The organism is Paenibacillus sp. P36, from assembly GCF_045866505.1.
Lineage (GTDB): Bacteria > Bacillota > Bacilli > Paenibacillales > NBRC-103111 > Paenibacillus_E > Paenibacillus_E chondroitinus.
Genome location: NZ_AP038372.1, coordinates 2,711,171 through 2,725,693, shown reverse-complemented (window position 1 = coordinate 2,725,693; position 14,523 = coordinate 2,711,171). Strand labels below are relative to the sequence as shown.

Genomic DNA, 14,523 nt, shown 5'->3' with positions numbered 1-14,523 from the left:
TCTACCCTAATCATTCATTTTATCTGCATACCTGCGAGATAACAAGACTGTTAGACTTTTCATTAGAAAGGCCTATGGACATAACTTCATCATGTCCATAGGCTTTTACTTCTTATATGTCAACCTCTTTTTGATAACTACTTCTTATTCGCTTGCATGTCCTTATATAATTTTACATTTTCATCCATCACAGCTTGCCCGCCTGCTGCCATATATTCGGCAACTAATTTGTCATACAAAGCATCGAATTCTCCCGGCTTACAGACGATAAGTTTGTCTGTCATCGTTTTATTCAGATCCCCAAGTGTTTTGCCAAACTTAATATTGGACTCATTCGGCGTCTCATAATAGTAACCTGTATACGTATCTGTTGTATTGATTTTGTATGATTGCTCAGCAACAGCTTCGTATCCCGGAGCGGAAGCAGCTAAAGCCTTAATATTCTTCTGTTGATCGCCAAGCTCCACACCATTCACGACCAGCGTATAATCAAGATTTAGGTAACTCGTTTGCATATTATCACCAGTTTGCGTAATCACTTGCGGCATATCATTCACCATCTTGTGGTTAACTCCCTCCTGACCGTATTGCAGGAAGAATAAGACTTTAGGGTCGGACATCCAGTTCAAATACTTGATGGCCAGCTCCGCATTTTTACTGCTCTTCGGTATAAAAACATTCACGCCATTTTCATTGTACGCGATTTTCTTATATTTCCCTTCATAGTTTTTGAAGGTATCAATAGGAACAAAGTTCGCAGTAGGCACATTTGTTTTTAGTGGCTCACTAATATTTTGTCTTAGTGGATAATCCCAGTTGGCACTGAAGAATCCGACTTTCCCATTCGTAACATCAGCATCAGCTTGTTTGGCTGTTTTATCTAGAGCAAAATCAGGGCTGATTAATTTTTCGTTATAGAGCTTATTAAGGAACTTTAATGCATCCTTATTCCCAGGTTTTAGCCAGCCCGGCATCGTGACGAATTCTTCCTCTGACTGTTTCCCCCAAAAAGATTCGGTTAAATTACCAAAGCCATAGTTCATTCCGGTTGCTGCCAATCCCCACGGAATAACGCCATTCACGCCACCCGGATTTTTATCTCTGAAAGCAATTAACGTGTTATATAATTCATCTCTAGTCGTAGGAACCGGCATGCCCAATTTATCCAGCCAATCTTTTCTAATGAACATACCGCCCCAAGCCAGTGAAGTCCTTTTCGCAGGTATCGCCATCTGTTTCCCATTATACTGTCCATAATGAAGAACCGTTTTGCCCAAGTAATTCGTTAACTCCTTACCACTCTTAGCCAATAGCTCATCCAAGGGTTGAATCCCATTAATTTTGGCGTATCTGGATACGGTTGCACCGTCATACGTAAAGGATATATCAGGCGCCTCGCCTGAAGCCATCAATACATTGAGCTTATCGATTTCTTGAGATCTGGGTACCGGAACAAATTTCACAATGGCATTGTTCGCTTTGCCAAAGTTATCATTGATATACCGTGTCCAGGTATTATTGTTCAAATCGGGCTGTCCTTGAATCCCTCTGTCAAAAACTTCAACCGTGAGTGTGACCGGCGCCCCTGAAGAAGTTGGAGCTGCCGTTGAAGCTGATTGGCCCGCTTTCGTTTGATCGCTGCCACATGCAGCCAGCGCGCTGGTGACCAGCGTTAAAACGGGTACTAAAGCTAACATTTTTTTAATTTTCATTGTAACCTCACCCTTTATCCATTTTGTTTTTTGAAAATTCCTAGCCCTTTATCAACCCTTAATTGCCCCTGTCATGACACCTTCAACAAAGTACTTTTGAAGTTTAGGATAAACAATTAAGATAGGAACCGTTGCAAACATGACACTCGCAGCTTTCAATGATTCAGGAACAATAAAAGCGCCAACACTGCCTTCGCCTTGCTGAGTATCCAACTGCTGATTAGCAGTTATGATCTGGTACAATTTTAACTGCATTGGGTACAAGTTCTTGTCTGTTATATAAAAGAGTGCATCTTGGAAACCATTCCATCGGTCAACCGCATAAAATAGGCTTAAAGTTGCGATCGAAGGCATCGAGAGAGGAAGAATAATTCGAAACAGGATGCCCAGTTCATTGCATCCATCAATGGATGCCGATTCTTCCAAGCTTTCTGGAAGCGATGCAAAAAACGTTTTGAGGATGATCAGATTGAATACGCTCATAGCGCCAGGCAATATCAGGCTCCACATCGAATTCATCAAATCCAGATTTTTCACCAAAATATAGCTAGGAATGAGACCTCCACTGAAGTACATCGTAATGACTAAAATGGTTAATACAAAGTCTCTTCCCTTCAATCTTTTCTTTGTAAGCGGATACGCAGCACAGATAGTTAAAAACATACAGATAATTGTATAAAAAATGGTCAAGACAATCGTATAACCAAGCGTATAAATCATGTCTACATCACTTAAGATTGTTTTATAAGTTTCAAGCGTGAATTCTACCGGCCACAGGGAAACTTTCTGAGAAATGATGGCATTATTCGAGCTAAGAGAAAGCGCAATCATATATAAAAATGGAACAAGACACGTTATGGCTACACCTATAATGAATAACATAATAACTATATCTACTACATTTATTTTTTGCTTTTTAAACAATTAACTCACACTCCCTACCATATTCCCTGCTCACCGATTTTTTTGGCAATAAAATTTGCTGTTACTAAAAATATCAAACCTACGACGGATTGAAATAACCCAACGGCTGTTGCTTGCGAGAAATCCCCAGACCCGATTCCTATGCGATACACATAAGTACTGATCACATCGGAGTATTCACTAACAAGGGAATTCCCCATGACAAACGGGCGATCAAATCCAATCGAGATCATTCTGCCAATTTGCAAAATAAGCAAGATAATAATGGTCGGCTTAATTCCTGGCAGTGTAATATGCCAAATCTTACGAAGCCTGCTGCACCCATCAATATCGGAAGCCTCATATAATTCCTTATTGATTCCAATAATGGCGGCTAGATAGATGATTGTCCCCCATCCAACACTGTGCCATACCCCAACAGCAACATACATGATCAGCCAATTCATTTTTTGAGACAGAAACTCAATGCTGCCCAATCCAAGGCTAGACAAGAAGCTATTTGCCATGCCGCCCGTAGAAAACATCAAGTATACCATACCTCCGATAATGACCCAAGATAAGAAATGAGGTAAATACAAAATCGTTTGGGTTATTTTTTTAAATCTGACAAACCGGAGTTCGTTCAACAAAATGGCTAATAGGATGGGTGCAGGGAATCCTGCGATTAAATCCAGAAAGTTCAAAACAAGGGTATTGGTAAGCGCACGGTAGAAACTGTTCTGTTCAAAAATGAATTTGAAAACATCCAGTCCAACCCACTCACTCCCGCTAATGCCCTGGAAAATGTTATAGTCCTGGAAAGCCATCAATACACCGTAAATGGGAGCATATTTAAAAATGAGGATATACGCCATTGGCAGCAGTAAGAGTAAATATAAGAGAGAATCTCTTTTTATGCTGCGGAGGATACTGTTTTTCTTTTTTACTGTTACGTTCTCTCTGTAGTCTCCTAAAACCGCTTTCACTTTCATCATCCCTCTTTCCTTTCCAAGTCGTATTCAGATATCTCTTGTAATCATTATACGTTCATGAGTTTTTATTAAAATGTAATTAATTAAATGAATTTGGTAATAATTTTATTTTTAAAAAAATACAAAAAAAAACGGAACTCCCATGGAGTCCCGGTGATATATCTCTATTTACGCATACTTTTCCTTCATGGATTGCATAGATAAATGGACGGTTGTATTCAAAGGCAGCGGATCTTCTTTCTCCATCATCCATAGCAGCAGCTTACGTTCAAGTTCAATACGTACTTCTGCGCATGCTGGATCGTTATTCCGATTTTCCAGCTCGTTGGGATCATTTTGCAAATCATACAGTTCACTTTCACCGTTTGCATAGAGGCAAAGTTTCCACTCAGACGTTCGAATTGCTTTGCCTTTGCCGAGCCATGCGTCACGGTAAGCACACCATACAAAATACCGCTCATCAAATGGATGCTCAGGTCGAAGCGCAATATCCGACTCCCTTGGCGGTTCACCATGCTCCCCGCTTTCCATCACAATAAACGAGCGAGGTTTGTACGTGGAATCACCTAGCAGATACGGAGCCAAACTTTTTCCTTGGCAGCCATGCGGAATAGGCGCCCCGGCCAGTTCGAGCAGGGTAGGCATGACATCTACAAGTTCTACGGGATGCGAGGTTCTTCTTGAACCTTTATATCCGGGAACCGACATGACAAAAGGGACGTGCGTAAATGAATCATAGAAAAAGTTATGTTTCTGAATGACGCCATGCGCCCCCATCGAATCGCCATGATCGGAAAGGAACACGATCACGGTGTTGTCAGAGAGATGCAGCTCATCCAGCTTCGCGAATATTTTCGCCAACGTATCGTCAATAAAACGAATCATCCCGTAATGAATAGCGCGAATTCTCCGTATCAGCGCCTCATCGGCCGTATCCATCGCATCCATCAGATGAGCTACTCGTACCCGCTCCGGCTTCCCTTGAAGTGTATCCAGCGGAGGCATTGGCACGTCAGCCGGATCAATCATACTGGCATACGGTTCAGGCACTTGATAAGGCGTGTGAGGATCGGGGAATGACAGCCAGGTAAAAAACGGCTTATCCACACTTCGCACCCGCTCCAAATAATCCAGCATCGTCTCTCCAAGCAAATAGGTGCCGCATTTCTCCGGCGGAGCTGGATTAACGCCATGCCCTAGCGGAGAACTCCAGCAATGCTTGACCGCCCATTGGTGTGCGGCTAGCACTTCCGGGTCTTCGCGATAACCGTCGACGAGATGCCCGTGATCTCCGAGCCTGACGTAGTCGAACACGTTCGCAAGTGTGCTGGTGTGCTCCGATATCCCGCCAGGATAATACGATTCCTTTTCGTCCTTCATAAAGGCATGGTTTTTGCCAATTAAGGACGTCTGGTAGCCGTGCGCTTTTAAAACTTGCGGTAATGTCGTTTCCGCAGGGTTGATCAACATATGATTCGCATGCAAATTTAACGTTGAACAATACCTGCCTGTCATCATGGACGAACGAGAAGGGGAGCAGGCTGGATAGTTACAGAACGCTTGTTCAAAGACGACACCCCGCTGCGCAAGGCTCTCCAATGCCGGTGTATGCAGAGCGGTATTGCCATATAGGCTTAGCGTCTCCGCTGTTTGTTGATCCGTTTGAATCAACAGAATATTAGGTTGTGCCATGTGATGTCCTCTTTTCCGCTTATGTTGTCACCCTTTGATAGAACCGATCATGACGCCCTGCACAAAATATTTCTGTACAAAAGGGTACAGCGCCAAAACCGGTAGACTCGAAATAATGATGACGGAATATTTAATGCTTTCTGCCATCATGACCCTCTCGGTCATCCCCGCTCCCTCCAGCCCCATGTTTTCGGACTGATTTAGAATTAAAATTTCACGCAGGATGAGCTGCAAAGGGAACAATTCTCGATCTTTCAAATAGATCATGGCGTTGAAATACGCATTCCAATGGCCTACACCGTAAAATAGCACCATGACGGCCAAGATCGGTGTCGACAACGGAATGACGATCGTCAGCAGCAGACGAAAATTAGAAGCACCGTCTATCCATGCGGATTCCTGCAGCTCGTAGGGAATGCCGTTTTGAAAAAAAGTTCGCATTACGATGAGATTATACGTAGATATCGCGCCAGGCAAAATCATCGCCCATACGGTATTGATCATTCCCATGGATTTGATTAATAGATAAGTTGGGATCAGGCCGCCGCTAAAAAACATCGTAATCGTGATGAGCACCATGATGAAGGTACGACCCGGCAAATCACGCTGTGAAAGCGGATAGGCAGCCAGCACCGTGAGGATGATATTAACGAGTGTACCCGCTAGTGTGTACAGGAGTGTGTTCCCGTAGCCTTGCCAGATGGCATCGTTCTCAAACACATGTTTGTAAGGTTCCAAGGTGAACCCTTGCGGCAGAAGCCACACTTTGCCTTCAATGACATGAACAGGATCGCTGAACGACGCGCTGACAACGAACAAAAGCGGGTACAGGACAAGGATCAGCACAATCCCGGCGATGATATAAATACAAGTATCAAAGAGCTTATCGTCTTTCGACCGTATTCCTCTCGACTCATAGGCTGTCATCTTGGTCGCCTCCTACCATAAGCTAGAATCTGTTTTTTTACGCGCCCAGCTGTTTACAAGGATGAGCAGAATAAAATCAATCACAGAATTAAACAATCCTGCTGCTGCCGTATAACTGAACTGGCCTTGCTGAATACCGTTTTTATACACAAATGTGGCTAGAATTTCGCCTTTGCTGGCATTAACCGGATTCTGCATCAGCAATACTTTCTCAAATCCGATGTCCATCAAATGCCCCACCTGTAAAATAAACATGATGACAATGGTTGGCAGCATACCTGGCAATGAAATGTGCAAAAGTCTCTGAAACCGGCTGGCGCCATCCATTTTCGCCGCTTCATATTGAGTGGGATCTATGGCCGTCAAGGCGGCTAAATAGATAATGGAACTCCAGCCCATGTGCTGCCAGATGTCAGAGGAAACGAACACCGTCTGGAACCATTCAGCTTTGCGCATGAAAGGAACCGGGTCAACGCCGAGAAGACTCAGCAATTGATTCACTTTACCTGTGTCAGGATCGAGAAACACGTTTAACATGCCGACGATGACAACCAAAGACAGAAAATGCGGGATGTAGGTTACGTTTTGCAGCCATTTTTTCATCCGTTTGCCGTTAATCTCATAGATTAGCAGAGCTAACAGGATCGGAACCGGGAAGCCAACTAACAGGGAATATAAGCTTAGTGACAGCGTATTCCATAATAGTTCCCAGAAATAGGACGATTCGAAAAACCGCTCGAAGTGGCGGAATCCAGCCCATGGACTCGCCATAATGCCTCGTGTTGCCGAGAAATCCTTGAAGGCAATTTGAATCCCGTACATCGGCACGTATTTGAAAATGATGTACCAAATGAGCGGAATAGCCAACATGATATAGAACTCGTATTTGGTTAAAATGCGTTTCCACAGCCTTCGACGCTGAGTAGGCTGCAGAGACTGCGGAATAATGGTTGTGTTCATCTAAGTTCCCCCATCGCTGGTGCATCCTCGGACCGTCTGTGTTCGGATAGGGTCCTGGCCCGAGAAGCACAATATTTTACGCGATCCCTATTTGCTCATCGCATCGAAGGCAGTTTGATAAGCTTGCTCCAGCTCATCGACCTTCATTTTTTTCAACGTGGCGGTGTATTCGTTCCATTTGTCAAAGCTGGTTTCGCCTAAAATAAATTTGATAGCGGACTCCTGCACATATTTATCGAGATCGGCTTTAATCGGCACGATTTTTTCGGTGGCTTCTTTACTGAATATCGGTGCGCCATACATGACTTTGGACGTGAATGCTTCAGAAGCAGAGGATACTTCTTTCGTTTTCTCACTCAGCACAATATCGTCTACGATGATGGTAGGAAAACCGCCGCCTGGCACGAGATTGACTTGCCCCAGTGCCGCCATCATACCGCGTGGGTCGTTTTTGATGCTGTCAGCCAGTACCGGCTTACCATTTTGCATGGAGTAAGATTGGCCTTCCACCCCATAGTTGAAGAAACGGCTGCCTTCCTCACTGAAGAAATAGTCGACCCAGCGAATAGCCGCTTCCGGATTTTTGTTAATTCTTGTGATCGCGAAAGTGCCGATTGGCGAAGCCAGCGGGCTTCCTGTGCTGAGCAGTTGGTCTCCATGCGGCCCTTTGATCGGGGCCATTCCGCTGAATTGATTTTCAACCTTCGTAAACGGGTCGGAGGCATAGATGAAGAACATCCCGTACAGCGCCTGCGACAAGTTACTCCGCCATTTCGGAAGATCGGCAGCAAAGAAATCAGGATAGAGCAATTTTTCTGTATACAACTTGTTCAGGAACTGCAAAAGCTCTTTGTATCGGTCGTCAGCCATCCATAACTTCACTTTATTGCCATCAATATTGGCGTTGGTGCCGAGCTGATGGTCCAATCCAAAGGAACCGGCAAACGTCGTAAAGATCATCCCTGGATCACGTAGGCCAAGTGGAATTTCATCCTTTTTGCCATTGCCATTAGGGTCTTGATCGCGGAATGCACGCAGAACGGTAAACAGTTCATCCACATTGGTCGGCGCTTTCAAGTTTAGCTTTTGCAGCCACTCCTGATTAATCCACACTTTATCTCCCCGTCCAGCAGCCTGAAGCCGGATCACAGGAAGCGAATAGATATGGCCGTCTGTGGCCGTGATCGACTTTTTGGTATCCGGGTATTGTTCGAACAGCTTCTTTAGATTTGGTGCATACTTATCGATCATTCCCTCCAGAGGAATCAACATTTGCTCCTGCATGCCGTATTTGGAGATGTCGGTATTGCTTAAGTTCGCTCTCAGGAAAACATCCGGCAGTTCGTTGGAAGCGAATAGCAGATTCCTTTTCTCATCGCATCCTTGCGTTGGTGTTTCCTCGTAGTTCATCTTAATCCCGCTTTTTTTCTCGTACTCCTTAAGTACAAGCACATCTTTCCATGCAGCCTGATTCGGGTCTTTGCAGCCGAAAACTCGCATGGAAACTTCAGATTTGACGATCGGGAAGCCTGTGGGATTTAACACCGAGCTGACAGTTTGTTCATCCTTTCCTTTTGATTGCTCAGTGGCGGTTTTGTCTGCCGATGTGCATCCGCTGAGCAGTACGAGAAGTGCTGTCGCGCCGACGCAAAGATTTGTTAACGGTTTCATTTTAGCCATAGTCATTCAACCCCCTATATGTTTATGTGTTGCTGCAACTTTGAATTTATTATAGGTTGTTAAGAGAAACTGTGGCGTACGACATATTTATAATAAACGTCAAATGTTTGTCATTTACTTGTTATGCTTATTGGCATATACATGAGGCGTTTCCCCCATGTGCTCTTTGAACAACTTAATAAAATAACTGTAATTGTTAAATCCGACCTGCTGATAAATGTCCTTAATGGAAGAGGTCCCCGTGCGAATCAATTGAGCGCTTCGATCAATGCGGTAGGCCGTCATGTATTCAGTAAACGTGTTCCCTGTCTCTTCCTTAAAAAGTCTGCTTAGGTAAGATGGCGTGATGCGCAGCTGCTCAGCCGTTTCCTCCAATGTAATCCCTGTGCTGTATAGTTGCTGAATGACCCTAACCGCTTGCCCGACATATCTCGAGTAATGAGCTGTGGTATTGTGCACACGGAGCTCCTCAACTAGCCTTACATACAATGTTATCAGGTTGCGTTCAAACGCTTCTGCACTTTGTGGAACGGGCAATCCGGCCTTCATTTCTTGAAAAATCCACTCCTCGTCAATGCCTGCCTTTTGGGCAATTTTCACGGCGAGTTGAAACAGCTCTGCACTGGTGCTGGCCACTCTTTGCGGCAGGGCATGCCCGCTTGCAGCACATGCGGATGCGATGTCACGAATAATTCGTGAGGTTGCCTCTGCATCACAGGCTTCAGCAGCGGCTAAGAGCTCCTTCTCCTGGTTCAAGCTAACGAACGACGCCTGCCCCCCGCCACTCTTTTCCACATGGGGTTTATAACCTTGCAGCTTATCCATCTGGTTTCGCAATTCAGCGTAATAATTCGATATCGAAGCGAGTCGGTCAAACATCGGAGAACGAACAATAAGACCTGCCGCATTAAAATAAAGCTCAAGCGATTTATCCAAGCGCGATTTTTTGGCTTCAATGCGCTGCTGCATCGCGTATTCGCTTCGTTCGTTCTCAAGTGAAAACAGCACACCAAACGTCCCTTTTTCCAAATAGACGGCACACCCCGAATCTCCAACAATTTGCATCGCCATATCGGTAATTGAACGCATGTAAAGCGTAAATTCCTGTTCGTTCATGCGTACAGAAAGCGAATCGACGTGCATCAGCTTCATCAGGAACAGGACATGGAGCTGGTCGTCCCGTCCATAAGGCATGTCCTGAAAATGCTCAACATAGTGGCATCGTTCTTCTATGGTGCCAGCGCCAATCAGCAGTTCTTTGAGATAACTCTGACTGACAGCAGGACTGGCCGATTCCCATTTCAGCCTCTCCCTATCGCGGGCTGTTTGTTTCGCCAGCTCCTCGTGAACCTTCTCTTTTACGATACTCAGAACCGGAATAAGCGTCGAAGGCGACAGCGAATGTTTCAGCAAGTAATCCAAGGCCCCGTAATGGAGCGAGCCTCGAACGTAATCGTACGAATCATAGCTGCTGAGCGCAATAATGCGAACTTGTGGATGGAGTTCTGCGATTTGCCGGACAAGCTCGACACCTCCCATGCCAGGCATGTTCATATCCACAATTGCCAAATGCGGCTTGATCATGGCAATAAGCTGAAGCCCCTCATTCCCGTCGCATGCCTCACCGCAAAATGTAAACCCGAAATGTTCCCAATGTATAAGTGAACGTAAATGATTGCGCACGAGTAACTCGTCGTCAACCGAGATAACTTTGAGCAGCATGTTCCCTTCTCCTTCTCTCTTGAGGTATCGTCAATTCAACGGTTGTGAAGATATCCTTCTGACTGTAGATTTGCAGACCATACGGTTCGCCATAGGCAAGCTTCAGTCGTTCGCTGATATTGCTTAGACCGATGCCGCCTGATTGTGAAAACCCACCCGTATCATTCCCTTCGTCGAATAGGTGCTCGAGCTTTCCACTAGGAATACCTACACCATCGTCGGTCACAATGAGTTTGAGTCTGGCGGATCCATCGCTGTAAATCCGAATGGAAACGGTGCCTTCCCGGTCCGTTGTGCCAAGTCCATGATTCATCGCATTTTCCACAATCGGTTGCACGATAAGCTTAGGAATCAGACAGTCGAGCACCTCATCTTCTGCTTTGACAACGACCGCAATGCGATCCAAAAACTTGTACCGTTGAATGCGCACATACCGATTTACTTGTTCAAGCTCCTCACGAACCGTGATCATTTCCCGTTTCGGATCAATGGCGTAGCGCATGAGCTCAATCAAGGAACCGGAGATATCTTCGATATTTGAAGCATGCTGAATGCGGGCCAAGTACTTGATTGTATTCAGCGTATTATACAGAAAATGAGGTTTAATCTGCGCTTGAAGCGCTTTGTATTCGGCTTCGCGCTTTTCCTTTTCCTGAATCCTGACCTTCTTAAGCAGTTCTTGGAGGTGATCCATCATTGAGACAAACATCTCACTAAGTTGGCCGATTTCATCATCGTTATGGATGCGCGGTCTCGCATTCATATGGCCCTCGCGAACAAGCTTCATGGCGCTGTGCAGGCGTTTAATATTTTTCGTCATTTGCTTGGAGAGAAAGATGGATACCATTAGCACAACCGCCAGAACAACGGCCGTCATGGTCAAAATTTGGCTGCCGATCCCCTTCACCTCGCTCAATAATACAGAAAGAGGTACCATGATAATCGTGGTCCAGCCCGTATAGGTTGATCGCGTGGACACGGCCAAATAAGAGCGGTTGTCCACCTGAAGTTTGCTGCTTTTCGATGTGCCAGGCTGAACAGCGGATGCGAGAGCTAACATTTGCTGATCTTCCAGTCTGCTGCCGATACGTTCACTTCTTGAATCGTAAAGAATACTGCCGTTTTCATCGACTACAGCAACAAGGGTTCCGGCTAAAGGTTCGATCTCATAGACCTGCCTGATCAGGTTCAGATCAAAATCGATGATGCATAAACCGATCAAACTGCCGTTAGACAGCACGGGACGCACCAGCATGATCTTGCCATTGCCTGATGGATCAAAAATAAGATGTCTGCGATTCTCGCGAATCATCGGATCTTGCCAAAGCGAAGCGATAAATTCAGAATTGCCTGCACGGTAACCTGTATAAAAGACAACATCGCCTTGTCCGACAACGGTGATTTGGCGAACATAATTTTTGAATGCAGCCATCGACGCGAGAAAATCTTCCACCACTTTCTTCTGCTGGAACCATTCCAGCGAGGGCGCTTCAGCATGGCTGAGCAAACTTTGATGGATTAAATCACGTATGACAATCGATTTTGCAATATTGTCCGTTTCTTCCACCATGGACTGAAGATTGGTGTTTGCTCCCTGAATTCTGTCTGAAATATAGGTCGTTGCATTCCTTTCAATCACTCTCGCGGAGCTATAGTACGAGCTGTATGCGATTACAAGAATAGAGAAAAGGATTGTTAAGCCAAAAGCTGTGAACATTTTGCCTTGTATGGTTTTCATTCTCAAGGGGTTTTCCTTCCTCTCGGTGTTACTCAGGCTTTGGCAGCGTAATAAGACTAACTTTTTAGTTATATAGTTAACTTCTTCTACTTCTTTCACATTGTACCTCTTTTCATTCTGTAAATCTGCCTTTTTTTGCATGGCAAAGGCCGCCAGTTTAATTCCGCGGCGGCCTCATGATGTACGACGGCCAATCGTCTAATTGGCTGTAGTCATTACATTTTATTTAATTCTGAGAACGAGGATGAAGACTTAAATTTTGTAAAAGTTCCTTCTCTATAGGTATGTTTAATTGCTTTAGCGCTAACAATGCTGCTCCGGCTACTGGTGAGAACGTAGGTTTAATCAGCCTATATTTCTTGTTATTCCCTTCACTTAATAAGGAAGTAAGTCTTTCTTGGAAATAGTCACTATTAACAACACTTCCAACTAAAGAAACGTTGACTTCTGCATTGGAGAAGTAGGATGCGAGCATTTCTACGCCTGTCATGATCTGATGAATGGCACGGTCGCAAACCCGTTTTGCCAATTTACTATTATCAGCAGCAGCAACTGTGACTGAGGGGGCAATTTGAGCAAACTTTCTATTGCGTTCTCTCTGATCAACAACAAAACCCTGTAAGGCAAGTTGAGATAACTCTTTGACAGTGGACTGATTCCAAAATTGTAGGATAGCGTTGACCAACTCATGGTCACTGTCGTCGATGTTGCCTGACAGCAGTTCAAATGTGGCATCATAAGCAAGAAATCTAGCAGCACTAGCTGCATAATGATGTAGATCATAATTTCTGATCTGCTGTCCTTCCTCAGTTACTGCATAAATAATAGACCCCGTTCCGGAAATCACAATAATTCCCGGTTCTGTAAGAAGTGCTCCGCTGTGTGCTACTACGGCATCGTTAACATGTTGCTTCAAGCATTCTAACCCCTCTATAGCTGTCAAAGGCAACACCCATTCGAGATCAGCTGCGGAATCGAAACCAGCAATACCTGCCGTCAACGCCTGTACATCTCTCATACTTCTTCCCGCTTGGCGTACTGCTCCTTTAATCGCAGATTGCACATTTTCCCGCGCATGCAAATCCTTATATATGGAAGATCCGCCATTTTCTAAGTATGCTAGAACATTCCCAGTGAGATCTACGACCATTATCCGCGTGTGAGTGCCGCCACCATCAATTCCAATAACAATCTCATTGGTACTCTGAACCATGATTGATTTCTCCTCTGGCCTAAAATGTTTATTTATGCTTATATTGAAATGTTATATTTGTCATTAAATACTCCAACTATTTGCCTTAACTTGAGGTCGAGTCTTAGCATTACTTCTGAAACAATATCCTTTGGTATTTTTTTGTAGTAAGCATGAGCAATACCGCCTGTAATACAGGCTATCGTGTCACTATCCCCACCAATGGATATAGCCTTTCTAATCGCATCTTCAAAATCTGTTGATTCTAAAAATGCAATTATCGCTTGTGGAACCGACCCTTGGCAGCTCGGATCAAAAGCATAGTCTGGCCGTATGTCGTCTAGTCTTTGTTTGAGATTATATTTAAATCTTTGCTGAATAAACGATTGAATTTCATCTTTTAATTTATTGTTTCTAGCTAGAAAGACTGCACAGGCTACAGCTTGAGCACCAATGATACCTTGCCTATGATTGTGGGTTACTAATGCGGATCTTCTTGACTCAATCATCACTTCATCTAACGAGTTAAAGGCAAATCCAATTGGACATACCCTCATAGCCGATCCATTTCCATAGCTTCTATAGGGTTTGGGGTTGTCACTCAAAACCCAATCCTCAAACTTTTGTCCATATCCAACATTAGGATACCATCTAGCGTATTGTCTTAATTTATTAGCATATAATTTCTTGCTTGCGTAATAATCAAACAGCTTATATTTATGTTGTCTCTTGTTTAGAATAGCATCAGCTATGGCCACTGTTAAAACAGTATCATCTGTAAATCTCGTGAACCTATCATAGAGTTTAAACTCAGTAGATTTGATATTATGCCACTCAAAAACGGATCCAATTACATCTCCTATAATAGCGCCTAACATTATTCACCTCTTGCCAAAGACTTTAAAAACACTTCTATCTCCTTGTGATCGAAGTATTTTTCCTAGTTATTCTCTGCCTGAAAGTTATTTCCTTTATTTGTAACAAACCTCTCCATAATTCAAACCA

Annotated in this window: 11 protein-coding genes; all 11 read right to left on the bottom strand. The window is 44.3% G+C overall.

Annotation, left to right across the window (positions count from 1 at the left end; translation table 11 throughout):
* Positions 1-137: 137 nt before the first annotated feature.
* A complete protein-coding gene (locus tag ACKTT9_RS12295; protein WP_407871792.1) occupies positions 138-1,712 on the bottom strand; it encodes an extracellular solute-binding protein in 1,575 nt (524 codons plus the stop codon).
* A gap of 51 nt (positions 1,713-1,763) precedes the next feature.
* The gene (locus ACKTT9_RS12290; protein ID WP_407873022.1) at positions 1,764-2,594 is read right to left on the bottom strand and encodes a carbohydrate ABC transporter permease; all 831 of its coding nucleotides are present in this window, start codon (positions 2,592-2,594) and stop codon (positions 1,764-1,766) included.
* A 56-nt stretch (positions 2,595-2,650) separates the two neighbouring features.
* Positions 2,651-3,601: an ABC transporter permease gene (locus ACKTT9_RS12285; RefSeq protein WP_407873021.1), complete on the bottom strand. Its 951-nt coding sequence runs from the start codon at positions 3,599-3,601 to the stop codon at positions 2,651-2,653.
* 174 nt (positions 3,602-3,775) lie between these two features.
* Positions 3,776-5,299: a sulfatase-like hydrolase/transferase gene (locus ACKTT9_RS12280; RefSeq protein ID WP_407871791.1), complete on the bottom strand. Its 1,524-nt coding sequence runs from the start codon at positions 5,297-5,299 to the stop codon at positions 3,776-3,778.
* 27 nt (positions 5,300-5,326) lie between these two features.
* Positions 5,327-6,226, bottom strand: a complete 900-nt coding sequence (locus ACKTT9_RS12275; RefSeq protein ID WP_407871790.1) for a carbohydrate ABC transporter permease — start codon at positions 6,224-6,226, stop codon at positions 5,327-5,329.
* Positions 6,227-6,238: 12 nt separating this feature from the next.
* A complete protein-coding gene (locus tag ACKTT9_RS12270; RefSeq protein ID WP_407871789.1) occupies positions 6,239-7,186 on the bottom strand; it encodes an ABC transporter permease in 948 nt (315 codons plus the stop codon).
* 87 nt (positions 7,187-7,273) lie between these two features.
* On the bottom strand, positions 7,274-8,866 hold the full coding sequence (locus tag ACKTT9_RS12265; protein ID WP_407871788.1) for an extracellular solute-binding protein: 1,593 nt from the start codon (positions 8,864-8,866) through the stop codon (positions 7,274-7,276).
* 114 nt (positions 8,867-8,980) lie between these two features.
* Positions 8,981-10,588 (bottom strand): helix-turn-helix domain-containing protein, encoded by a 1,608-nt coding sequence (locus ACKTT9_RS12260; RefSeq protein ID WP_407871787.1) that lies wholly within the window; start codon positions 10,586-10,588, stop codon positions 8,981-8,983.
* Positions 10,563-12,326, bottom strand: coding sequence for a sensor histidine kinase (locus tag ACKTT9_RS12255; RefSeq protein WP_407871786.1), 1,764 nt, complete (start codon positions 12,324-12,326; stop codon positions 10,563-10,565). Before ACKTT9_RS12255 ends, ACKTT9_RS12260 begins: the two co-directional genes overlap by 26 nt.
* Positions 12,327-12,552: 226 nt before the next feature.
* Positions 12,553-13,539: a BadF/BadG/BcrA/BcrD ATPase family protein gene (locus ACKTT9_RS12250; protein ID WP_407871785.1), complete on the bottom strand. Its 987-nt coding sequence runs from the start codon at positions 13,537-13,539 to the stop codon at positions 12,553-12,555.
* Between the two features lie 38 nt (positions 13,540-13,577).
* On the bottom strand, positions 13,578-14,396 hold the full coding sequence (locus ACKTT9_RS12245; RefSeq protein WP_407871784.1) for an ADP-ribosylglycohydrolase family protein: 819 nt from the start codon (positions 14,394-14,396) through the stop codon (positions 13,578-13,580).
* Positions 14,397-14,523: the final 127 nt, after the last annotated feature.